This is a genomic window from Ruminococcus sp. 8Y-12 (assembly GCF_058119865.1).
In genome coordinates, this window is the sequence record NZ_CM176623.1 from 2,679,471 (window position 1) to 2,702,931 (window position 23,461).

14 protein-coding genes and 1 CRISPR repeat array are annotated in these 23,461 nt (G+C 43.2%); of the genes, 13 read left to right on the forward strand and 1 reads right to left on the reverse strand.

Annotated elements, in window-relative coordinates:
* Position 1: 1 nt before the first annotated feature.
* Genes AC0THY_RS09920 through AC0THY_RS09940 form a run of 5 tightly spaced genes read left to right on the forward strand, consistent with a single transcriptional unit; the run spans position 2 to position 6,606 of the window.
* Entirely contained in the window at positions 2-1,441 is a 1,440-nt protein-coding gene (locus AC0THY_RS09920; protein ID WP_489990447.1) for a radical SAM protein, read from the forward strand.
* A 4-nt stretch (positions 1,442-1,445) separates the two neighbouring features.
* Entirely contained in the window at positions 1,446-2,576 is a 1,131-nt protein-coding gene (locus tag AC0THY_RS09925) for a TIGR04066 family peptide maturation system protein (RefSeq protein WP_489990448.1), read from the forward strand.
* 20 nt (positions 2,577-2,596) lie between these two features.
* A complete protein-coding gene (locus AC0THY_RS09930; protein WP_489990449.1) occupies positions 2,597-2,887 on the forward strand; it encodes a hypothetical protein in 291 nt (96 codons plus the stop codon).
* Between the two features lie 16 nt (positions 2,888-2,903).
* On the forward strand, positions 2,904-5,945 hold the full coding sequence (locus AC0THY_RS09935) for an ABC transporter permease family protein (protein ID WP_489990450.1): 3,042 nt from the start codon (positions 2,904-2,906) through the stop codon (positions 5,943-5,945).
* 4 nt (positions 5,946-5,949) lie between these two features.
* Entirely contained in the window at positions 5,950-6,606 is a 657-nt protein-coding gene (locus AC0THY_RS09940) for an ABC transporter ATP-binding protein (RefSeq protein ID WP_489990451.1), read from the forward strand.
* A 177-nt stretch (positions 6,607-6,783) separates the two neighbouring features.
* Here AC0THY_RS09940 and glnA read toward each other — a convergent pair whose 3' ends face one another.
* Positions 6,784-8,199 carry a type I glutamate--ammonia ligase gene (gene glnA, locus AC0THY_RS09945; RefSeq protein ID WP_489994174.1) on the reverse strand — a complete coding sequence of 472 codons (1,416 nt, stop codon included), beginning with the start codon at positions 8,197-8,199 and terminating at the stop codon, positions 6,784-6,786.
* A 235-nt stretch (positions 8,200-8,434) separates the two neighbouring features.
* Between glnA and cas6 the strand changes: the two genes are divergently transcribed.
* The 8 genes from cas6 to AC0THY_RS09985 all read left to right on the forward strand — a co-directional run bounded on the left by cas6 (position 8,435) and on the right by AC0THY_RS09985 (position 23,447).
* Complete coding sequence (gene cas6, locus AC0THY_RS09950) at positions 8,435-9,343, forward strand: CRISPR system precrRNA processing endoribonuclease RAMP protein Cas6 (RefSeq protein WP_489990452.1); 909 nt, start codon at positions 8,435-8,437, stop codon at positions 9,341-9,343.
* 17 nt (positions 9,344-9,360) lie between these two features.
* Positions 9,361-10,320 carry a DUF6602 domain-containing protein gene (locus AC0THY_RS09955; RefSeq protein ID WP_489990453.1) on the forward strand — a complete coding sequence of 320 codons (960 nt, stop codon included), beginning with the start codon at positions 9,361-9,363 and terminating at the stop codon, positions 10,318-10,320.
* Positions 10,310-11,986: a Cas10/Cmr2 second palm domain-containing protein gene (locus AC0THY_RS09960; protein ID WP_489990454.1), complete on the forward strand. Its 1,677-nt coding sequence runs from the start codon at positions 10,310-10,312 to the stop codon at positions 11,984-11,986. Before AC0THY_RS09955 ends, AC0THY_RS09960 begins: the two co-directional genes overlap by 11 nt.
* Positions 11,949-14,057 (forward strand): RAMP superfamily CRISPR-associated protein, encoded by a 2,109-nt coding sequence (locus tag AC0THY_RS09965; RefSeq protein ID WP_489990455.1) that lies wholly within the window; start codon positions 11,949-11,951, stop codon positions 14,055-14,057. The genes AC0THY_RS09960 and AC0THY_RS09965 overlap by 38 nt, the downstream gene beginning before the upstream one ends.
* Positions 14,058-14,100: 43 nt before the next feature.
* A complete protein-coding gene (locus tag AC0THY_RS09970; RefSeq protein WP_489990456.1) occupies positions 14,101-15,498 on the forward strand; it encodes an RAMP superfamily CRISPR-associated protein in 1,398 nt (465 codons plus the stop codon).
* On the forward strand, positions 15,470-16,087 hold the full coding sequence (csx19, locus tag AC0THY_RS09975) for a type III-D CRISPR-associated protein Csx19 (RefSeq protein WP_489990457.1): 618 nt from the start codon (positions 15,470-15,472) through the stop codon (positions 16,085-16,087). Before AC0THY_RS09970 ends, csx19 begins: the two co-directional genes overlap by 29 nt.
* Positions 16,080-18,122, forward strand: a complete 2,043-nt coding sequence (locus tag AC0THY_RS09980) for a TIGR03986 family type III CRISPR-associated RAMP protein (RefSeq protein ID WP_489990458.1) — start codon at positions 16,080-16,082, stop codon at positions 18,120-18,122. Before csx19 ends, AC0THY_RS09980 begins: the two co-directional genes overlap by 8 nt.
* A 177-nt stretch (positions 18,123-18,299) precedes the next feature.
* A CRISPR array of direct repeats spans positions 18,300-22,083; the repeat unit is 33 nt; unit sequence GTCACTTCCTTCGCGGGAAGTGTGGATTGAAAT.
* A gap of 479 nt (positions 22,084-22,562) precedes the next feature.
* Positions 22,563-23,447 carry a helix-turn-helix transcriptional regulator gene (locus tag AC0THY_RS09985; RefSeq protein ID WP_489990459.1) on the forward strand — a complete coding sequence of 295 codons (885 nt, stop codon included), beginning with the start codon at positions 22,563-22,565 and terminating at the stop codon, positions 23,445-23,447.
* Positions 23,448-23,461: the final 14 nt, after the last annotated feature.

Here is a 23,461-nt window from a genome sequence, read left to right on the forward strand (position 1 = left end):
AATGGGAATAGAAAAACCTTTTATTCATGCGCTCAAAACTCCATTGCGCAATTATATATACGATGTAAATACAAACTCTTTTGCAGCTGTGGATGAGGATACATATAAATATCTTAAAGAAACTGAACAACAGGATGAAATTTTGATCCCCCCAACTGATGTACGGGTAAAGAAGAATATTGAAATCCTGCATAATCAAGGATTTTTGTCCACAAAACATCCCCAAAAGATTCGTCACAGTCATAGTGATCTTATAGCCTACCATCTGAATGAGAATATTATGCAGATGGCATTGCAAGTCACTCAGCAATGTAACTTTAGATGTGCTTACTGCGCTTATTGTGCGAATGATTTTGATTTTCAGAGGAGTCACTCTTCCAAGAGAATGTCTTTAGAAACAGCACTGGCGGGCATTGACTTTTTTGCTCAACGCTGTGGTAATCAGGAGCAGCCAACTATCGGTTTTTACGGTGGGGAGCCATTAATGGAATTTCCACTGATAAAAAAAGTGACAGCTTATGCAGAAGAGAAGTTTATAGGAAAAAGTTTGAAGTTTACTATTACGACCAATGCTTCCCTGCTTACACCAGATATTGCTCGATTTTTAGTTGAACATGATTTTATGATAACTGTCAGTTTAGATGGAACTCCAGAGACTCATGATCGATCACGACGCTTCGCAAGCAATGGACAGGGCAGTTTTGCTGTGATTAGAGATAACTTGAAAGCTGCAATAGAACAATGCCCTAATTTTAAATGCAATTTCAACATCGTGATCGATCCGAGATTTCCTTGTGATTCGCTGCACCACATGTTCAGTAAGGAAGAGTTTTTTCGTGATGCGCAGATCATGTCTACTCTTATCGACGATAAATTTTCAGTAGAAAAGACGGTGCCTAGTGAGGTGTATATGCAGCAGAACACTCGCCATATTTTTAAAAGCTACTTAGCCCTTCGGGGAGTATATGATCGGGATAGTGTTTCTCGTGTAGCATACGTATCGGTGTCAGGGGAGTTTTCTCGTTTTGAATCCAGTATGAAACCAGCATTGACACTCCCTGACGAAATAGCGCCTGGCGGTCCATGTGTTTCAGGAGAGCGGCGTTTGTTTATCAATGCAGACGGCAATCTGTATCCGTGCGAGCGGGTTAGCGAGACTTCAGAGATTATGAATATAGGAAATATATGGGACGGTTTTGACTTTGAAAAGGTTGACAGGATTTTAAATGTTGCTCAAACTACGGCTGAAGATTGTAAAAATTGCTGGGCATTTCGGCATTGCATGCTTTGTTGCCAACATAGTGATAATTGTGGAGAGTTGTCCGCGGAACTGAGGCGTTCTCAATGTGATGGGGTCCGTGCTCAGGTAGAAGATACATTTAAAGACTATCTTTGGATGAGAGAATTTGGCGTCTCATATGAGGCCAGTCAGGAGGTTTGATGTTATGCGAATGCTTGTATTTCCCTATGGACATGATTGTGAACCCATTATCCGACACGCTAATCTGCTAGATCCTTGCTATGAAATTGCGGCCATAGTCTCTCCGGGAGGATGGGGACTGGATGGGAAGAACGTAACATTAGGTCGTAATGAAGTTGTTTTACCTGTATATGATTCGATTAAAAAGGTGCCCGAAGAGTTTGATAGTCTTTTTATCCCTGCTTTTGAGGTGTCAAATGAGGTGGTAGAAAATCGTCTAATAGATGAAATAATTAAGATAATTCCGCTTTTGGATTTTGTTATATGTACTGCTAGGGTGACTGATACAAATCGCAAAAAACTTGAAGAAGCTTGTAGCAACGCTGATCCGACATGCGTTTTTAAAGATTTAACTAAGCATGATGGGCCGGAAGCATACGCACTTGTAGCACCTAGTGAGAAATATCCCTCTTTGCATATGCCAAATGTTCCAATGGTAGTTGTGGCTGGGTGCTGGGAAAAGACTGATAAATTTGAGGTTTCTTTAGCACTGCGGGAGCGGTTTATAGAGAATGGCTATCGACTGCTTCAGATTGGATCGCGTGATGGCTGTGAGATGCTAGGGTTTCACTCTTTCCCTGGATTTATGCTTCGGCGAGATGTGGATGCTACTGATAAGATTTTCTACTTCAACCGTTGGATTCTTAAGAGGGTTAAGGAAGAACAGCCAGACCTGATACTACTTACCATACCTGGAGCAACGCAGGACTTCAATGAGCAGTTTACGAGAGGATCTGGTCTGCTACACCATCAGGTTTTTCAGGCCATAACTCCAGACGTTCTTTTATTGTGCACTTTTTATATGCCAGATTCACTAAAGATTTTGGAGGATCTGGCCCTATCGTGTAAATATAGATTTGGAGCATCAGTAGATGCTTTTCATATGTCCAACCTTTTTGTTGATATCATTGATTCTCAGCAGTTTAATCATGTCATTACCAACAGTATTTATAGAGAGACAGTTTCGGATGCTATCAGAGGCTTAACTGCAAGCTCTATCCCTGTTTTTAATATGTTGGATTCGACTGACTGTGATAGAATGTTTGATAATATAATAGAAAAACTGAGCCCAAAAGATGTCCAATTTGTTATTTGAAATTTTATTGAGGTGATGCTATGAATGTTGAGAAAAACGAAGTTACTGCCCCAGAAGAAATTAGAAAAGAAATAGTAAACTTATTACATGTCTATTTTGGCTATTTTGATAATATCGAATTTAATGATAAAGATTATAACTTCTTTGGTCTGCACGGTGTGCTAGGACCGCGTGAGTTAACCTATTTGACATACATGCTTGAAATGCGGTATGATATTCAATTTAATATGAAGGAGTACGATGAACCGGAGTTTTATAGCTTAAACGGGTTGTCAGAGATTATTGCAAGGATGTTGACTGAAAAATACTAAACTAGGGGGTGAAGGTGTGCGCAAGTCCATTGCTTTAAAAACAATTCTGCGTTCTCCGCTGAAAACGATACTGACTTTTGCGTTTATAGCTGCTGCTTCATTTGCACTGTTTTCCCGCGTCATAGGCTACGCCGTTACAGTGCGGGAAACAGCGCGAGCAGAAAGTTTCTATAGTGGCGTTGCTGCACTGGATAATGCAGTGCCGGATGTTACCTTGGATGAGGATAATGGATCTGCAATATCTTATGGTGTCATTTATGATACCGAAGATAAACCATGGCCCACGAAAGAGCAATTAGAAAAGTTCTCGTCCCTGCCAGGTGTTACGCTGGCAGATACAAGATATATGACAGCCGGATTGGTAGAGGATTACAGACGTTTAGCAGAGGAAGGGTCTGGACAAGAAACGAACCGCTGTCTATTTGAAGGAACTTATGCGGGATATGACAAAGATGAATACAGTGAAGATTTTATCAATTTAAAATTTGAGGACATTACACTGCTTGCTGGTGACATTGACCTTGATCTTGAAAAGCCTACGATAATAAGTGCATTAGCGATAGAAGATACCACTTTTTTTGAAACTCCTTTTAAACCTTCATTTTTTGAACAATTGGATAAAGGAAGCAGATGCCTTGTTTTAGGAAACTATAATGCATTGTCTGGAGATGAGCTTAAACTGGATGATCAGAGTGGAAAAGAGGCTTTGCGTGTTATAGACGGATTACCGGATGGATATCTTGAAACAGAGGCATTCGCTTTTCATAAAGGAGTGCTCCAGGCAATTAACCAGAGTGTAGATACCTTTGACATTGTGTATACAAAGGACACTCGCGCCATTCCGCGTTTTAATGAGCGCAATATGGTTTTAGCAGAAGGTCGTCCGCTGATGACAGGGGATACAGAGGGCTGTGTAGTAAGTAAACTTTTTATGGAAACATACAATCTGACTTTGGGGGATAAGGTTAGTATTCAACTCGGTGACCGGTTATTCAGGCAAAATGGGAGATCTGGTGCAAAACCCCGGGACGCAGAGAAAATTTCAAATTTTGTTGATACCGTAGAACTGGAAATCATCGGTGTGTACCAGTTTACCGACACTCCTTCCATGCGTATGTTGGAGGATAGATGGAGCTACACGTCAAGTACAATTTTCGTGCCGGTCTCACTTTTGCCGGTTGAAGTCCCTGATGATTATGAAAGTCCACAGGGGGAATTTAGTGTCTTTATTGAGAATGCATATGACATTGAAGCATTTTATGCAGCCGCAGAACCTCTGGCACAGGAAATGGATGTAGCCCTGCGCTTTTCCGATGGTGGATGGTTGTCTGTGAAGGACAGCTTTGGAGCAGGAGCACGGACAATGCTGCTAACCACTATACTTTATTTGGCTGGGGCGGTGTTGGCTCTGTTATTGGCAGTATATCTTTATATCAGCCGGAATAAAAAGGTGTATGCTATAATGCGGTCACAGGGAGTTCCTGCGGTTAAAGCATGTTGTACGATTGCGCTGCCGCTGGGTGTACTGGCAGTACCAGCTATAATTGTAGGTGGTGTGGCGGGAATTCTTCATGCGTCAACCACGACCATGGAGGCCCTAGAGAGTATAGCAGCCGTGACGGCGGATACAGTCCAGGGCTATACCCTGAATAAGTCATTACCCATTGAAGTAGTCCTTTTAAGCTTATTTAGTGAACTGCTTTTCATCACATTTATTACACTGATTTTCTTGATGAGAGTAGTGCGGATGCCACTGCTGGAACTTCTGCAGGATAATGTAGTAAAGGCAGGTGCAGATTCAAAGGCGCCGCCAACTCCTACAAGATCAAAATCCGTTTTGGAAACGCGGGCAAACATGGAAGTTTATGATAGGAGCGAAACAGCCCAGCGCGGTAAATATGGTGCATTGCGCCAAGTAACCGCATACATCCTGCGTCATATAAGGCGTGGAACCGGAAAAACGTCAATATCCCTGATTTTGACGATTGTGTTGACCGCAGGTATCGGACTTTTTGTCTTGGCAAGACTTACGTATCAGGATGCTTTTAGGGAGACAGAGGTAAATGGAAAGGCGCTGGAGTTTTCATCTTCTTCTATAATTAACTTTTCAAAGTCAAAATTAATGGATAACTTTTACTGTTATGGCAATGTTATGATGCTTATAAATGGACAGGAGCTCAATTATAGTATCACAGTTACAAACAATCTTGAGCGTTATTTGTCAGAAGATTACACAGTCACGTATGCAAATGGATTTGATGATACCTTATTCACTGGCAGTGGGCAGGTGTGTCTGCTCGGTCAGAAAGCGGCGGAAATTTTCGGTGTGCGTCCGGGTGACGAGATTTCTGTGCTGCCATATGATTTGTATCTTGTACTTACACGGACAAACGACAATTCAGATACCCTTCAGGCGGCTGTGGAGCAGGCAACGTCCATGTACGAAGTTGCAGGTATTATACTCTCTGACCAGGAGAGCATCAATAATGGAATCTTTGCGGCAGTAAACAGTGATGCTGAGGCCGCAAATGGACAGCCTTTTCCCATTGAGTACAGCGAATTTACGCTCTCTGATAACGAAAAGCTGGATGAGTTAAGTGACTTGCTCAATGATCAGAAAGTATCAGATAAAAAAGATGCACCAATGGCGTCCTTCTACCTTAATTCCGCGGGTCTGGAAAATATCAGGCGGGTCCGTGATCTGCTGAACCTGCTTTTCCCAGTTGCCGTGACAGCAGCGGTATTGATTGGAGTGCTGGGGCCAGGTTTACTGATTATGCAATCAGCACGTGAGGCTGCATACCTGCGCATCCTTGGTGTCACAAAAAAACGTGTTCGCTGTATGTTGGTATTTGAGCAGATTGTGCTGTGCGCTGTTGGAATTGCTGTTGTGTCAGGTGGACTTGCCCTGTACGATCATGAGCGGCTAATAAGAAGTGCTGATACACTTGCTGTCTGCGGTGTCTTGTATTTGCTGGGGTGTGTCTGTGGTGCACTAGGGGCGTCCATATTGGTTACCAGACGCAGAGCATTAGAACTTTTACAGGTAAAGGAGTAGAATTATGGCGTGTTTAACTTTGGATAAGGTAATGTATACGTATAAAAATGCTAAGAAACCCGCCGTTTCAGGGATTTCCTTTATGTTTGAAGCGGGCCAGGTTTATGCAATTGTGGGTCCATCCGGATCGGGAAAGTCCACCCTGCTTTCCTTACTGGCAGGCCTGGATTTACCTACAGAAGGGGAAATTGCCTTAAACGGTGATAGTTTGAGTGAGATTGATCTTGATTATTACCGCCGCGAATGTATTTCCATGATCTTCCAGGCGTTTCATCTTTTCCCTTTGCTGACGGTCATAGAAAATGTCTGTTTTCCAATGGAGCTGTGTGGGGTCAGCCCCAAAGCAGCCAAGCCCAAAGCTGCGGAACTGCTTGAAAGCGTGGGAATTACAAAAGAACAAATGAACCGTTTTCCATCCAAACTTTCCGGAGGGGAGCAGCAGCGCGTTGCGATCGCGAGAAGCTTAGCATCCAATGCAAAAATAATACTAGCGGACGAGCCAACCGGCAGCCTTGACGGTGCCAATACACAAAACATTGTTGAAATACTGAGCGGCCTTGCACATAAGAAAGGGTATTGTGTTATCTTAGTTACGCACGACCTGGAAGTCGCTGAAATGGCGGATGTAGCACTCAGGCTGAGAGACGGAGCACTGCTATGAATAAAATACGGTAGGTCATATATTGAAGTAATAGGGGCTTATCCATAAATTGTAATTTAAATCGATGTATATCCATATTCTTCATAAAAATAGAGTGTGTAGCTCACAACAACGAAAGAACTACACACTCTATTTTTTTAATTCATCTTTTTATGCCATGTCAATAGTATTTAGATTTTACAAGTCATAATACTTCTGAAATTCCGCAGGATGTGGTATCTGTGAAATCTCCAGGCTTTCTCTGCGTTTACGCTTCAGCCAGATCTCAATCAGGCGTTTGGGGAAGACTTCGCCGGCCATCAGATAATCATGGTCTGCTTCCAGTGCATCCAGAGCCTCATCCAGAGTCTTGGGCAGGGACTGGATTTTCTCTTTTTCCGTATCCGAAAGATCATACAGATTACAGTCGTAAGGTCCCCAGCCATTAGCCACAGGATCGATCTTGTTCTTTATGCCGTCTAATCCCGCCATCAGAATCGCGGCGTAGGCATAATAGGGGTTTGCGGTGGCATCCGGGTTTCTCAGCTCAAAGCGTTTGGCTTTCGGTGATTTTGCATAGGCGGGGATTCGGATGACAGCGCTTCGGTTGGAGGTTGCATACCCGATGGTTACAGGTGCTTCATATCCCGGAACCAGCCGTTTGAAGGAGTTGGTGGAGGGATTTGTAAAGGCGCACAGGGATGCTACGTGCTTCAGCAGCCCGCCGATAAAGTAATGGGCAGTCTGGCTGAGTCCGGAGTATCCCTCTTCGTCGTAAAATATAGGTTCCCCGCCCTTCATGAGCAGCATATGTACATGCATTCCGTTCCCTGCTTCCCCATAGATTGGCTTTGGCATAAAAGTGGCTGTCCTGCCATCCTGCACAGCGGTGTTTTTGATAATATATTTGATAATCATAGTCTTATCAGCCATATCTACCATATCACCCAGCTCCACTTCAATCTCCATCTGACCGGAGCCTCCCACTTCATGATGGTGATACTTGACATCCACACCCCAGTCCTCCATGTACATGCACATTTTACTTCTCAGGTTGTAAGCCACATCATGGGGCGCCGCTACGTGGTATCCGCCTCCCTTGGGCACCTGGAAGCCGGTATTGTCAGGACGCTCCTTCCCGCTGTTCCAGGAAGCCTGCCTTGTATCTACGGTAAAACCCGTTTTCTGAGGTTCCACCATATAGCTCACATTGTCAAATAGGTGGAACTCAAATTCCGGTCCAATGAGCATCTCATCCGCGATTCCCTCAGATCTCATGTATTCCACTGCACGCAGGCTAACATTCCTGGGATACTGGTCAAAGGGGGTGTTTTCTTTCCCGATCACACACACATTTCCGCACATGGTCAATGTGGGAATCTCTGTAAAAGGGTCAATCACTGCGGTAGCCGGGTCAGGGATAAATACCATATCACTTTTCTCAACCGGGGCATATCCATAATTAGAACCGTCAAATCCGATCCCGTAGACAAAAATATCGTCATTGAACCTCTCTACCGGAATGGTAATGTGACGCCACCTTCCATCTAAATCCGTCATTTTAAAATCAATCATCCGGATTCCCTTTTCATTGCATAAAGTTCTGATATCCATACTATTCAAAATACATTCCCTCCAAATTTAATATATGTGGTGATTTTATTTTATCATAATTTGACAATAAAAAGGGGGAAAATAGATGAAATATGTGGATAAAGTTATGGAAAGTCCTAAATTATTTGATGGATGAAGGTGAAATGTATGAAAAACCTGCAAAATTAGGGTTTGAATATGGTAAAAAATGGGATATAATGTAAGAAAATCATTTGTATTTAGACCAGGAGGATTTATGTTTGAGTTTATAAAGATTTTGACACTGCGTGCAACATATGAATGTCAGGAGGGAGGCAGACTTCCTTCTTATTTGGGTTCTACCATAAGAGGAGTATTGGGACACTGCATCCGGGAGTTTTGCTGCTCATATCCTTCCCAAAGATGCTTTCGATGTGAGAGGAAGAGCACATGCCTCTATGTTCAATGCTTCAGTAACACTGGCGGGGAGGCCGGAGCAGTCAACCCCTATGTGCTGTATGTTCATGGAGAGGGCAGAGAGAGATGGAATAAGGGAGATATCTGCGTCTTTGATATTACTGTACTTGGAACAGGCACAGAAAGAGCAGGGGCATACTTGGATGCACTGCAGGCAGCAGAACATAAAGGATGGGGGGCAGAAAGGCTATCCTTTCGCCTGATGCAGGTGATTGATCCGGATTCTGGAAAGCTCATTTATGCAGGAGGGAAAAGCTGGATTCGAAATCTATCACCAAGGCCACTGCAGATAACAGAGAGGAAAGCCTCTTATGCCAGCCTGTTTTTTAACACGCCCCTTAGGATTGTCTCCGGAGGTAAACTGTTTGAGGAGTTGTCTTTTCGTATGCTCATGCAGTTTCTAATCCGTAGGATATCTCTGCTCACAAAAGCCTATACGGAGTTTCAACTGGAGTGGGATGAGGAAGAATTGCTGAATCAGGCCGGAGAAGTCAGAACACGGAATGAATCTTGGAGAGAAATTCCGTTTTCCAGGTATTCCATGAATCAGGAGAAGGGAAAGCTAAACCTTCCGGCCAGGGCAGGGTGGGTTCTGTATGAAGGGGATATATCGAGGTTTGTGCCAATTTTGGAGGTGGGGAAATATCTGAGGGTTGGAAAGGACGCTACCATAGGATTTGGGCACTATGAAGTTTTTTATGATAAATAACAGGGAGGACAAGAGATATGTCAGAATCAGTTAGCTATGAAAAGATTATCAAGATGCTCGGTGATAATTATAGAAAGATTGAACAGTCTATCGTAAATCAGATATTATTGAACGTATCGAATCATTATCCGACACAGGGATCTTACAGAGAAAATGTATGGAAGTCTTTGTTTGAGATGATTGTGCCAAAAAAATACTGTATTGATCAGGGTGTATTTATTATAGATTCTTACGGACATAAGTCCAGGGAAGTTGATCTGGTGATTTTTGATGAAATGTATACGCCTTATATTTTTAATTATGGGGAGATAAAGTTTATACCGATTGAAGCGGTGGCGGCGGTGGTTCAGTGTAAAAGCAAGGAGGTAACGTATGAGAATGTTTCAGAGTGGAGAAAGTCCATAGAGACATTAGTTACCTCTATGGATTCGGTGGCGCGTATGGCTCAATCTATGGTGGATAATTATGAAATTGGAGGAAAGCCTGTAACACAGACTGCGACCAGGCCAGTTATGATCTTCTGTGCAATAAAACCAAATGCTAAAAAAATTAATAGAGAGTCGGACTTGAAAAAGGATTTTGACATTATACTATCCGTAGACGAAAAGAATAAAAAATTACATAAATACATAAGGGGAGAGGAGAATTCTCTGGAAGAATGGAATAACTCGCTTAACCATGCGCTGGAAAATGATACTGGCAGTGATCCAATTATCAAAGAAGAGAAAGAGAAAAGAAGTAAGATGAAAGCAAAGATATCATCTGAACAGCGGGGAAACATTCTACAGGAACTGAAGGTCGAACAGCAGAATGATAAAGGAGAAATAGAAGAAAACGTTCTACTCTCACTGATTTTTCAGCTAAACCAGCTACTTATGATCTTAAACAACCCCATGCTCTTCCCCCATCGGGCCTATGCGAGATGTTTTGATAAAATTTTGAGAGAACATAAGGAGAGCGAAAAAGATGGAAAGTAAAAGGAATACCTATATTCTGGCAAAGTTTGATGTGAGCGGTATCCAGCAATATATCTTTGCCACGAACCGGCTGAAAGAAAATGTGGGAGCTTCTTCACAGGTGACGAAAATATTAGAGGAGTACCTCCCGTTAGCGATTGAGGAAGCAACAGATTCACACAAGAGAACGATCCTGGAATGGGAAAAAGAAAATAAACTGAGAATATTGGATGATGAGCAGATTGAAGCAGAGATTGTCTATATTGGCGGCGGAAATGCTATGGTAATATTACGAGACAAAGAGGTTTTCCAAAGTGTGTGCCAAAATCTGGGGATAAGGGTAGCACAAAGCTGTCAAGGGCTTTATCTGGCTGTTGCATATGTTGCGGACACTCAGTTACAGAGCTTTAGAAGAGATGTTGATGAGTTAGACAAAAAAATGGCAGAAAAAAAAGCAAATATGGTTCGTCAGCCCATTTATTCTCCATTCCCAGTAGTAGAACAAGATAACTCCAATCACCAGCCCATAACTCGCTGTTATTGTTATAAGATGGGTGAAGATAAGCTTTCCCCATCTTCTCATGAAGTGGAAAACATGACAGAGATGAAATATCAAAAGTGGATGGCTTACAAGGAGTTAAAGCTGGATAGAGCAGTAAAAAATGAACATGGAAAAAATGAGATTAAAAAAAGAAAGGATATGAAATTATATCCGGATATTGAAGAATTGAAAGATTATGATTACCCGGTAGAGATGGAGGACCTCTGCCGGGAACCTGGAGAAAACAGCTATATTGCAGTGGTTCACATTGATGGAAACGGGATGGGAGAGCAGATTAGGGAGATCATGCATACTGATGAAGAGTACGAAAAAGCAGCTCCCTTGCTCAGAGAAAAGTCAAAAGAAATATCCAGCATGTTTCGAAATACATATAAAGCTCTGCTTTTAAAAATGGTTGAGAATATAGAGTTCTTGGACAAAGGCAAGAAAAAGACAGTTTTTCGTATTAGGCCAATTGTATTGGACGGAGATGACTTCACCTTTTTGTGTACTGCTGATCTGGCGATCCCCATGACAGCAGGCTTTTTGTCAGAGCTTACGAAAAGTCAAAAAGGAAAGGCAAAGATGATTACAGCATGTGCAGGCATTGCGTTTGTTCACAGCCATTTTCCTTTTTATGAAGCTTATAACATAGCGGAAGAGTCCTGTGCCAGAGCAAAAGGAAAATGGTATGAGGAAAGAGGGAATGGCAGACTGGAGAACGGTTTTCTTGATTTTCAGGTGATAAAGGGGAGCGAAGTGGGGGGTATTCAAAGACACGAGGACTGGCAGGTTCGTCCCTATTTCGTAGGCGCCCAGGATGAGGAATCCAGACCCGATTCTCTGATGCACTTATATGAAACGATAAAGAGAATGGAAGAGGAATGGCCGTCCAACAGACTTCACAAAATACAGCGCGCCATGCTGGCAGGGGAGGAGCAGGTAACGCTTTTGAATAGTGAATTTTCATCCCGCAGCTACTCGATAAAAAAGTTGGCGCAGACGGACAAATGGAAGGATTCTCTGCTATATGATGCGCTGGAAATACGGGGATTGTGCAATGTGAAACTAATGACAAAGCTTTTAAATATGCAGGAGAAGCAGGGTAATGAATACATGGAAGTTGATAATAAAATTAAAAAGTGACCTTTGTACTGCCACTGGAGAGGACGCGCCAGGTATAACCAATATAAAGACTGCGCTGGAACATGGGATTCCCTATATACCGGCAAAGCGTATCAAAGGGTGTCTGTTGGAAGCCGGCAGAGAGATGAGGGATAATGGGCTGATTAAGCAGGAGATATTAAATCAGCTTTTTGGAAAAACAGGATCTCAAAAGACAGAGGGGATGTGTGTAGGTGATGCGAGTCTATACTCTTTTCCTAGGTTTCTTTATGGAGGAGAAAAGGGAGAATCCATAAAAATAGAAAACTATGAGCAATTTCAAAAGGAAATACAGGGATGCCAGGAAGAGGAAAAGGCTTTTTTTGAGGATTTTTTCACCAGGAGGCGTACCCGCACAGCAATCAGTGCTGGGAATCAGACAGCAAAGGAACATTCTCTGCGTACTATGCAGGTGGTTCCTGCGGGAATTCAGTTTATGAGCATTATTGAAGGTGAGTTAAGGGAAGAAGAGGTGGAAGCCCTGCAGCTATGTGCCAAGGGACTTCGCCATATGGGAATGGGTGTTACCAGAGGTTTGGGCGAGATTCAATGTACCTTAGAAGCAGCAGCTGCAAGGAAACTGAGAGCTGCATATTCAGAGGGGATTTCAGGCAAAGATGCAGAGCTGCTCAGTAGTTGTAGTCCGCAAGAGGAAGTGATCTTATCCTATGAAATCAATCTAAAATCCCCGGTCGTTATTGACGGGAAAGGGGAATGTCTGCCGGCCAGTACCTTGCTGGGAGCATTGGCAGGGATGTATATCCGAAAGTTTTCGTTAGGATTAGATGCACATAAAGATGAAAATTTCCGCAGAATATTTTTACAGAACGGTGTACAGTTTGGAAATGGGTTTCTGAAAAATCAGGAGAAGGTTTATTATCCTTGTCCAAAAGGAATTGCTGAAGTGAAAGAAGATAAGGGCAAATGGTTCTGTATAGCGGGGCAAGAAGAACGAAAAAGAAAAGAGATTCATGGACAGGTATTCTGGGAAGGCAAGGAGCTGCATGTACTGTCTGCACAGAAGGAAATTCATTTTCATCATTCCCGTCCTGCTGACCGGGGGATCGGTCATGCCTTAAATGACGCTGCCATGGATATAAGTGTTCCCACCGGAGAATTTTTCCAGTATACGGCACTGTCAAAGGGGCAGACCTATGCAGGTATGTGGAGTGGAAAAGCAAAGGATATCAGGCTCTTGACGGAATGTCTGCAGGATCATGACTATAGGCTGAGGCTTGGCAGGTCAAGGACTGCCGAGTATGGAAATTGTACGGTTAGGATTAGAGAGGTGTCTCTGAAGGAAAAGGTACAGAAAACAACTTTAAGAGGAAAAAAATGGCTGCTGTGGCTGCTGTCTCCCATGGTTATCTGCGACGAGGAGACTGGGGAGTATGTACTGAAAGACGAAGGCTTTAAGGAGCAGTTAAAGAAGAGGCTGTGCTGTAGTGAAGTTCAGTTAAATAAAATTGCATGCGGTTACACCACCTATAGTGGATATAACAGCAGATGGAGGCTGCCGTCCGTTTCCTGTCCGGCAATGGCAGCGGGCAGTTCCTTTTATCTGGAAACAAACAGGGAGGTTTCCGCGTGGGAGATTGAAGGAAACAGATGGGGAGAGTTGACGGGAAGAGGCTGTGGCCAGGTGGCAGTCAGACTTTTGGAGGAGAAAGAAGAAGGAAAAATCATCTTAGATACAGTAGAGGAGGATGGTACAAAATCCAATAATCACTGTGTTGTCGAGAGTCTGCTTCACTATCGGAATGAGCAAATAGAGTGTGAGAAGGTGACTATAGAGAACGTAGACAAAATTGATAAAGAGAAACTTCCGCCTTCTTCCGCAATCTCAATGGCAGCACAGCTGTTGCGAAACTACTCACATGAAAAAGATTTTTATGAACGAATCAAAAATGAGGTAGCCTATATTCATAAAAAAGAAAAGAGAGACAGGCTTTTAGAACTATTAAAGCCATGTGAAGATAAAACTTATACGTTTATGAAACTCTATCTGGAAAATGCGAAATGGAAAGCGAGGTGCAGGGGTAAGAATGAATGATAATAGTGCAGTGTCATTTAATAAAATATGCGGGAGACTGTGTGTGGAAGTAGAAGGATACCTGGCATCTCCCCTGTCCATTGGGTCTGGGGAGCAGGAGGATACGGATGCAGATGTCATCCTGGATGCCAGCGGTACGCCTTTTATTCCGGGCAGTGCATTAGCGGGCGTATTGCGCTCTTACAGTAAAGAATTGGGGCTGGGAAAAGAGGCGGATCAGCTCTTTGGCACTCCGGAAGGGGAGACTCTTGGATCTGGCAGCGACAGACAGAGCAGAATTTTTTGTTATGACACAAGGCTGGAAAATGTGGTGCTGGGTATTCGTGATGGCGTCAAGCTGGGCGAGCATAAAACCCCGGAACAGGGATCTAAATATGAGATGCAGATTATTGAACGGGGAGCAACTTTTCGGATGCGCATTGAAATTATAGAACGAAAAGACTGCGTGGATAGGTGGAAAAGCATTGATCAAGTCTGGGAGATAGAGGAGTCCTGGATTCGGCAGTGGCTTCTGGGATTTTCAGTAGGGGAACTTCGTATGGGTGCCAAGACCAGCAGAGGATTTGGAAAGCTGAAGATAGAAAGCGCCAGAGTTAAAAAATTTAATATGGAACTGAGAGAAGATTATCTCAAGTGGCTGGACTGGTCCTGGGAGGATAAAGATGCATTTAAGAAGGCAGAATGTATAGACATAAGGAGTGATACAGAAAATGTGAATCCACGGACAGAGCATGTCTTGGAGGTTCCATTACAGATTCCCTATACTTTGATGGTGAGGACTTACAGTGAGGCTTTTCGAAAAGGTGAGGAAATCCCCGATTATGGACAGCTGACCGTAGGCGGAAGAGGGGAGGCGGCTGTGATACCTGGCAGCAGTTTCGCAGGGGCCTTCCGCAGTCACATTGCCAAGATTGTGAAGAGATTAGCACACCTGCAAAGCTGGGAGGAAGCGCAAAGGAAGCTGGAGCCATTCTTCGGTACTTGGACAGACGGGAAAAAGGGGAGAGAAGATTTATGCTCCTCGAAAGTAATATTTGAGGAAGTGGTGGTGAACGGAGGACACGGATTGCCCACAGTCCGCAACGCGATAGACCGATTTACAGGAGGAACAGTGGAAGGAGCACTCTTTGAAGGAAGACCCTGGGTCGGGGGAACAGCACTCCTGGGTATACGGTGGAAAAAAGACTGCGGTGGGCAAAGCGACGAAATTTGCGGAATGCTCCTCTGGGCAATCGCAGATCTACAGTCTGGGATTTTGCCAATCGGAGGGGAGACTGCAGTGGGCAGAGGAATCTTCTGTAAGCCCAATAATAGGCTGGAGGCAAAGATTCAGTTGGATGGAGATGCGCTGGATGAGAAGAAGGTAAAAGACTATATGCAGAAAGCAGCGTTGTGGTGTAAGGGGGGAAAGGATGGGAGAGCGGGAAATGGAGACGTATGAAAAATATAAACAAAAAGATAAGGAATCGGTAGATGATGTACTAAAACAAGTGAATAAATATTTTAATCAAGATAAGGCCTGGATTTATGCAGTGCTGGATTACGCAGTTGGATTCGGAGTTTATGAAAATAACTGCTTTTTTGTCAGAGTGGGAGAAAAAAAGGAACTTGTACCATTGGAGTGGGACTATTTGCAGGAGCTTAGAGTTTTCAACAGTAAAGGGGAGATACGCCTGAATAAACGAAATGAAAAGTGGGTAGGAAGATACCGGGGAGAAAAATCTGGTTTGGAGGATGGTGAGCGAATAGAGGAAGAATATTTTATAGACGAATATCAAAAACTTTGGGGAAGCGCTCAAAATGTTGAGAACATGAATATACAGGACTGGAGTCTGCTGACTTCTGGCAGGGGTACAAGAATATGGGTCCCAATAAAAATAGAGGAGAATCAGGGAGCATCCATCTTAGTGAGAAAGTTTATGCGCATTCCCAAAGAAGAACATCTTGAGCTGGTGTATCAGACTGATATACGTATGGTGGAGATTTGTCCTTGGAAAGAGGAGGGCGAAAAAGGAGGGCAGTATGAATAAGGATAAAACGACAATTATAAAAGAAACGGATGAAAGATTTGTAAACCCTTATAATTTTATACCCCTTAGAAAAAAGTGTAAAAGAGAGGTTCCCGTAATAAGTGAAGAAGATAGTTATACGGGTTATTTTGAATGCAGCATGAGATTGCTGACGCCACTGTTTATCCCAAATACCTCCTCATCTGTAAGATTAATTGAACAGAAGGAGTGGGAAGAGGGGGAGAGAGAAAAAAAGAAATATATCGGATATGACTTCTTTTCATATGAGGATTTGTCAGAGGCACAGCCCTATATAGATCAGTCACCGGCACCGCCCTGCAATCCTGTAATCCCTGGAAGTGAAATCAGAGGTGCAGTCAGAAGCGTGTATGAGGCGGCTTTTAATGGATGCATGTCAACCGTAGATATGGACAGGGCGTTATCCAGAAAGTGTGGAGAGGTGAAGAAGCCTGGGGTTTTAAAGTGGAATAGCAGGAGTAATAAATGGTATCTGCATCCATGTGAGAAAGCAAGGCTGTTAGTAGAGCAGAGAGACGGGACGACAGATTTTAGTAAAAAAGGGGAATTGGTGCGCAGGAAAAAATATGACCAATGGAAGGAAGGACAGGAAATATGGGTTAAGGCTGATAAGATGAAGATTGTAGACAAGTACGAAGTAGTCACAGATGCAAATAAAAGGAAATTTGAAGGTAGTAATATATACAGTAAAGGATATCTTCATAAGGGGGAGCACATAGATAGAAAAAATTATGAAGCTGTGTTTTATAAGATAGCTCCTAAGGGTAACATAGTTTTTGATGAGGATATTGAGCTTTTAAAAAGAGTGCTGAAGGAATATAATGACGATAAAAAAAATTGTAAGTTGCAGGAGAATGGATGGTACTCAGAACTTAATATATCAAAAGAGCATGCTCCGATTTTGGTATATTACGCGGAGGATTCCGCTAGGCGTAAATATATATGTCCAGCTTGTATCGGGAGAGAGGCATTTAAGAAAACAATTGGAAATTTACTAAAAAATAACGGTGGGTATCAGCCTTGCAGTAATATAAAGCTGTGTCCATCATGCCAGATATTTGGTATGATGGAAAAGGCTGAGGAGTCTGGAACGAATGCATATGGATCTAAGATACGGATAACAGATGCTTTACTGAGAGACCAGGTAGAGAATAGCCGTACACTGTTTGAGGAACCTGTTGTATTACCAGAGTTGGGCGAACCGCAACCGAGTGCGGTTGAGTTTTATACAGATTCTCCTTACGGTCCAAAGGAAAATAAGGGGGGAAGTAAAAAGCAAGGGTATTGGACCTACGATTATAAGTACACATATAAAGATAAGTGGGGGAACAAGAACAAAAATAGAGAGGCATTGAATAATAATCTGCCCCAAATTCGGGGACGAAAATATTATTGGCATAAAGAAGTGGAAATGAGTGAATTTAAGGATAATAAAGTTAGCCCTATGCGACAAAGAATACGGCCTATGAAACCTAATGGGGAGTCAGACCCACAGCCAATGTTTCAGTTTCGTGTGTATTATGAACAGTTGGGAAAAAAGCAATTGGAACAATTAAAATGGGCTTTTGATTTTGGTAGTCCAGAATGTGCCCACAAAATCGGAAGAGGGAAACCACTGGGATTCGGAAGTGTCCAGATTATAGTTGACAAGCTGCATATACGGGACATTGATGAAAAAACTGGATGCTGGAAGATTAAAACGATAGGGGAAAAGGAAAAAATAAATTTTGAAGACTTTTTTAAAGACTCAGGGAGTCTTCTGAGCGAGATTCCAGAGTCACTAAAAATAATGGCTAATTGGGAAAAAAGGCCGTCAAATGTGGATTATCCCAGGGGAGAAGATAAGACGAATAAGGGGGAAAATGAAGAGGCTGCACATCAATGGTTTACATTAAATAAAGGGACAAATAATTTTAACCCTGTTTTTGACAAACTTCTACCAGTGGCAGAAGAAGATGTGAATAAGAAGCTGGAGAATGGGAAAGCATTATACAAATTAGTTAAGAAGAAAGTATAAAAGTCAGGTGCGAATATGAGGTGAACATAAATTATCCGAGAGATTCGCACCTGTAAAGTTATAGTGTTTAGGATAACTTTTTAGTGTTTTATAAATGGGGGTTGATTTTGGAGAGGGAATAAGTTAAAATTTAGTTGAAATATACAATTTATTTATAGAATATTGTATAATTTTGCTGTCACTTCCTTCGCGGGAAGTGTGGATTGAAATTCCTTTGCTGGCAATGCAAAAAATGGATTATATGTCACTTCCTTCGCGGGAAGTGTGGATTGAAATATCGGTGTTGACCTCTATGGTTTCGTAGGCCTTTGTCACTTCCTTCGCGGGAAGTGTGGATTGAAATTGTTCCGTCCAGGGTGGTGACCACCACTTTTAAGTCACTTCCTTCGCGGGAAGTGTGGATTGAAATTTTTTACTTTTTGGGAGAGGAGGTGTAGAGATGGTCACTTCCTTCGCGGGAAGTGTGGATTGAAATGGCACGGCATCTGGAAATTCGGGGAATGTATCCCGTCACTTCCTTCGCGGGAAGTGTGGATTGAAATCGTTTTAGTCGGAAAGGTCGTTATACAATACAATTGTCACTTCCTTCGCGGGAAGTGTGGATTGAAATTTGTGTTTTGGTCATTTTTCGCGCCCTTTCCAGCAGTCACTTCCTTCGCGGGAAGTGTGGATTGAAATTAAGCAGTAACATTGAGCTTGTTTTTAACCAGGGTCACTTCCTTCGCGGGAAGTGTGGATTGAAATTTTTTGTTACTCTACTCTCTATGATAATGTTTAAGTCACTTCCTTCGCGGGAAGTGTGGATTGAAATACTGCATGTGCCTGTGACTGACAGTATTGGTAGAGTCACTTCCTTCGCGGGAAGTGTGGATTGAAATGAAATCTCACAATATCTCATCAAATCCTACCAGAGTCACTTCCTTCGCGGGAAGTGTGGATTGAAATCTCTCAGAACAAAGTCATATCGTTCCATAATATCGTCACTTCCTTCGCGGGAAGTGTGGATTGAAATTTCCACGGGTTGTTTGCTGGTTGTGATGGGATAGAGAGTCACTTCCTTCGCGGGAAGTGTGGATTGAAATATTAAGTCCTTGTACGTCCTTTTTAAGTCCGGTGTCACTTCCTTCGCGGGAAGTGTGGATTGAAATAGCCCATTTATACCAGGGGCGGGCACCAGGCCATGTCACTTCCTTCGCGGGAAGTGTGGATTGAAATCGGATCGTGTGGTACAAGGCAATCCGGAATATAGGGTCACTTCCTTCGCGGGAAGTGTGGATTGAAATTGTATCGGTTCCCACATTCAGATAATCTGCAATGGTCACTTCCTTCGCGGGAAGTGTGGATTGAAATGTTGTCTGTGATTTTATAATATCTATTTGGGCAGTCACTTCCTTCGCGGGAAGTGTGGATTGAAATCTTATACTGCTTTGCCGCCGGAGTTGCCCGCTGTGTCACTTCCTTCGCGGGAAGTGTGGATTGAAATCCGAGTTCCGCAGCGTCTTTAAGGCCCTGCTTTGGTCACTTCCTTCGCGGGAAGTGTGGATTGAAATCGACCTCCGGGAGTAGGAGAAATATTATGGCGGTGTCACTTCCTTCGCGGGAAGTGTGGATTGAAATGCGAAAGTGGATGTTATATACGCAGACACAAATGGTCACTTCCTTCGCGGGAAGTGTGGATTGAAATATACTATGTTGATTATTGCCAGTATACCACACGGGTCACTTCCTTCGCGGGAAGTGTGGATTGAAATCCCCGATCCGGGCGTACCGCTATATAAGACAATCGTCACTTCCTTCGCGGGAAGTGTGGATTGAAATAGCCTTATAGGCATTCATTTCCTGTTGGGCAGCAGTCACTTCCTTCGCGGGAAGTGTGGATTGAAATCGGTTAAATCAGGCGGCAACTATACAGATACAAAGTCACTTCCTTCGCGGGAAGTGTGGATTGAAATTCTGGCATCGGCGGCCTGGATCTGGCAGCAGTTTGTCACTTCCTTCGCGGGAAGTGTGGATTGAAATATTAATGTTCATTTACTTTTCCTCCTATTCAGCAGTCACTTCCTTCGCGGGAAGTGTGGATTGAAATCGGTTAAATCAGGCGGCAACTATACAGATACAAAGTCACTTCCTTCGCGGGAAGTGTGGATTGAAATGCTACTTTTAAAGCTTTTTCGCATGATGGAGAATGTCACTTCCTTCGCGGGAAGTGTGGATTGAAATTACCGGTCCATGCAGCAGTATTTTGCGATCCCGAAGTCACTTCCTTCGCGGGAAGTGTGGATTGAAATGCTTTAAGTCCTTCCTGGTATCTTTTTTCATCTAAGTCACTTCCTTCGCGGGAAGTGTGGATTGAAATACTATCAATTATATAATTTTCTTCTACGCCTAAGTGTCACTTCCTTCGCGGGAAGTGTGGATTGAAATCATCTGATGGGCGGACTCCATCCCCGTCATAAAGTCACTTCCTTCGCGGGAAGTGTGGATTGAAATAAGCCATTCCCACCAATCGCAACAAAAGAGCGCTGTCACTTCCTTCGCGGGAAGTGTGGATTGAAATTTTCTAATTCTTTTATTGTTTTTTGTTCCTTCCGTCACTTCCTTCGCGGGAAGTGTGGATTGAAATGCCCCCATAGAAAAGAGAACGAAAAGAAACCAAGTCACTTCCTTCGCGGGAAGTGTGGATTGAAATATGTCGGAATATGTGGTGTCCTGCGCCGGAATACGTCACTTCCTTCGCGGGAAGTGTGGATTGAAATCCGGGTAATCAACACGCCAAGGCGTGTTCACGGGAAGTCACTTCCTTCGCGGGAAGTGTGGATTGAAATCCATAATTATTCTCGCTTGCATACTTTTGAATGAGTCACTTCCTTCGCGGGAAGTGTGGATTGAAATTAACTAGTGGCTTGTTACTCTTTGCCGGAAAAAGTCACTTCCTTCGCGGGAAGTGTGGATTGAAATTTCTACTGGACGAAAGAAAAAATCGTATCCCTAAAGTCACTTCCTTCGCGGGAAGTGTGGATTGAAATACTGTCTTGGAAAGCTGCTCCCAAAAATGCTTCTCAGTCACTTCCTTCGCGGGAAGTGTGGATTGAAATCCGCACAGTATCCCAGTACTCCACTTCCGCTTTCGTCACTTCCTTCGCGGGAAGTGTGGATTGAAATTCAACCGGAACGCCGCATAATTCTGAAAATTCTGTCACTTCCTTCGCGGGAAGTGTGGATTGAAATATCTTTAGTAAGTGGAGTTTGTTCTTTAGCTTCGTCACTTCCTTCGCGGGAAGTGTGGATTGAAATAGGTTCCGGCTTCTGTGTTCCCGATCCTCCCAGCGGTCACTTCCTTCGCGGGAAGTGTGGATTGAAATTCCGCCGCATCTGTCACAACGCCAGATTGATTTGGTCACTTCCTTCGCGGGAAGTGTGGATTGAAATAATTTCCATATCTTCACTATGAAACAACCCTGCAGTCACTTCCTTCGCGGGAAGTGTGGATTGAAATTCTTTTGGCCCAGGGCTATGTGGAACTGGAACAGTCACTTCCTTCGCGGGAAGTGTGGATTGAAATCGATACCTCCGCATGTATGAGGGCTACAAAATCGTCACTTCCTTCGCGGGAAGTGTGGATTGAAATTATTAAAGTAACGAAACCATTTATCTTCATCCTTGTCACTTCCTTCGCGGGAAGTGTGGATTGAAATCATCATAATACAATTATGACTAGCGGCCTTCGCCGTCACTTCCTTTGCGGGAAGTGTGGATTGAAATACTAGTTATTTAAAAGCAGAATCAACTATAGAAGTCACTTCCTTCGCGGGAAGTGTGGATTGAAATTTTTTCATGCACTTCTTTGTTAAACCATTCCGGGTCACTTCCTTCGCGGGAAGTGTGGATTGAAATATATTCAGGCTTCCTCGGCCCACATCACTGCTGTGTCACTTCCTTTGCAGGAAGTGTGGATTTAAACTTTTATAGATGCCGCCCATTTTTCCGCCAGATAGGTCACTTCCTTCGCAGGAAGTACAAATTAAACTCAGAGACAACTTTAACGTTTTTCATCACGAAAATAGTTGTTGCTTATACATGTGATTTAAAGATATTTTTTTAGCAATAACTATTATCCAATAAGAGCATTTGTAGCCAGGCTAACAGATGCTTTTTCTTTTAGCCAAGTCCTAGAGAATACAAACCTAACAGGTAAATAAAAAATGTGTTACAAGCCTTTCAAGTCAATATACAGTTAATAAATGATAGATTGTATAGAAACGGTATTTTTATATAATGACCTGACAATAATTATTGAAAACAAGCAATATAAGGTAAACGGATATACCTGCCTACGCAGACAACAACAATCATACAAACCAACAGTTCCAGAAATAGCAAAGAAAGTCGAGAAGCATTTTTTCATTTGAGATAGAATGATACGTGTAAGGGGGGAACGGTATGAAAGAGCAAACATTGGCTGTCCAGAGAATGCAGGATTACATCGAAAAACATCTGGAAAGCGAGATTACACTGTCAGATTTGTCCAAGGTATCCTTTTTTTCACCTTGGTATTCCTATAGGTTGTTTCGGGAATACATTGGACTGACGCCTGCAGAATACATCCGCAGACTGCGCCTGTCACGATCGGCTCTTCGGCTGAAGAAGGAAAACTGCCGCGTTATAGATGTGGCAATTGATCTTGGGTTTGGAAGTGCAGACGGTTATACCAGGGCTTTTAACCGGGAGTTCGGATGCAATCCCAGCGAGTATATGAGACAGCCTGTTCCCATTACGCTTTTCGTCCCTTACGGTGTGAAATTCAGAGAACTCAGAAAGGATAAGGTGGATATGGAAAATTTACAAAATGTTTTTTTACAGATTATTCGGAAACCGGAACGAAAAGTGATTGTCAAACGGGCGGAAAACGCAGATGATTATTTTTCGTACTGTGAGCAGGTTGGATGTGATGTGTGGGGGATGCTTCTGAGCATGGATTCCCTGTGCGGTGAGCCAGTTTGTCTGTGGTTGCCCAAACGGTATAAAAAGCCTAATACCTCTGCTTACGTTCAAGGAGTGGAGGTTGATAATGCGTTTCATGGTGAAATCCCGGAGGGATTTGATATCATCCAACTGCCGGAAGCAGAATATCTTATGGGGCAGGGGGAGCCATTTAAAGAGGAAGACTACTGTGAGGCGATTCTTGCAGTGCAGAACGCGATGGACCGTTACGATCCCTCCATCATAAGATATGAGTGGGACGACAGCAATCCGCGTATTCAGCTTGAACCTTTAGGGGAACGTGGGTATATAGAGCTAAGAGCTGTGAAACCCATAAATAAGTAAAATCCAGCAAAGGC

What these genes read in the sequence shown, in the direction of transcription:
- AC0THY_RS09965 (WP_489990455.1), top strand. Translation starts at nt 11,949, where the DNA reads ATGAATACATGGAAGTTGATAATAAAATTAAAAAGTGACCTTTGTACT.
- AC0THY_RS09955 (WP_489990453.1), top strand. Translation starts at nt 9,361, where the DNA reads ATGTCAGAATCAGTTAGCTATGAAAAGATTATCAAGATGCTCGGTGAT.
- AC0THY_RS09985 (WP_489990459.1), top strand. Translation starts at nt 22,563, where the DNA reads ATGAAAGAGCAAACATTGGCTGTCCAGAGAATGCAGGATTACATCGAA.
- AC0THY_RS09920 (WP_489990447.1), top strand. Translation starts at nt 2, where the DNA reads ATGGGAATAGAAAAACCTTTTATTCATGCGCTCAAAACTCCATTGCGC.
- AC0THY_RS09940 (WP_489990451.1), top strand. Translation starts at nt 5,950, where the DNA reads ATGGCGTGTTTAACTTTGGATAAGGTAATGTATACGTATAAAAATGCT.
- AC0THY_RS09930 (WP_489990449.1), top strand. Translation starts at nt 2,597, where the DNA reads ATGAATGTTGAGAAAAACGAAGTTACTGCCCCAGAAGAAATTAGAAAA.
- glnA (WP_489994174.1), bottom strand. Translation starts at nt 8,199, where the DNA reads ATGGATATCAGAACTTTATGCAATGAAAAGGGAATCCGGATGATTGAT.
- csx19 (WP_489990457.1), top strand. Translation starts at nt 15,470, where the DNA reads ATGGGAGAGCGGGAAATGGAGACGTATGAAAAATATAAACAAAAAGAT.
- AC0THY_RS09960 (WP_489990454.1), top strand. Translation starts at nt 10,310, where the DNA reads ATGGAAAGTAAAAGGAATACCTATATTCTGGCAAAGTTTGATGTGAGC.
- cas6 (WP_489990452.1), top strand. Translation starts at nt 8,435, where the DNA reads ATGTTTGAGTTTATAAAGATTTTGACACTGCGTGCAACATATGAATGT.
- AC0THY_RS09980 (WP_489990458.1), top strand. Translation starts at nt 16,080, where the DNA reads ATGAATAAGGATAAAACGACAATTATAAAAGAAACGGATGAAAGATTT.
- AC0THY_RS09925 (WP_489990448.1), top strand. Translation starts at nt 1,446, where the DNA reads ATGCGAATGCTTGTATTTCCCTATGGACATGATTGTGAACCCATTATC.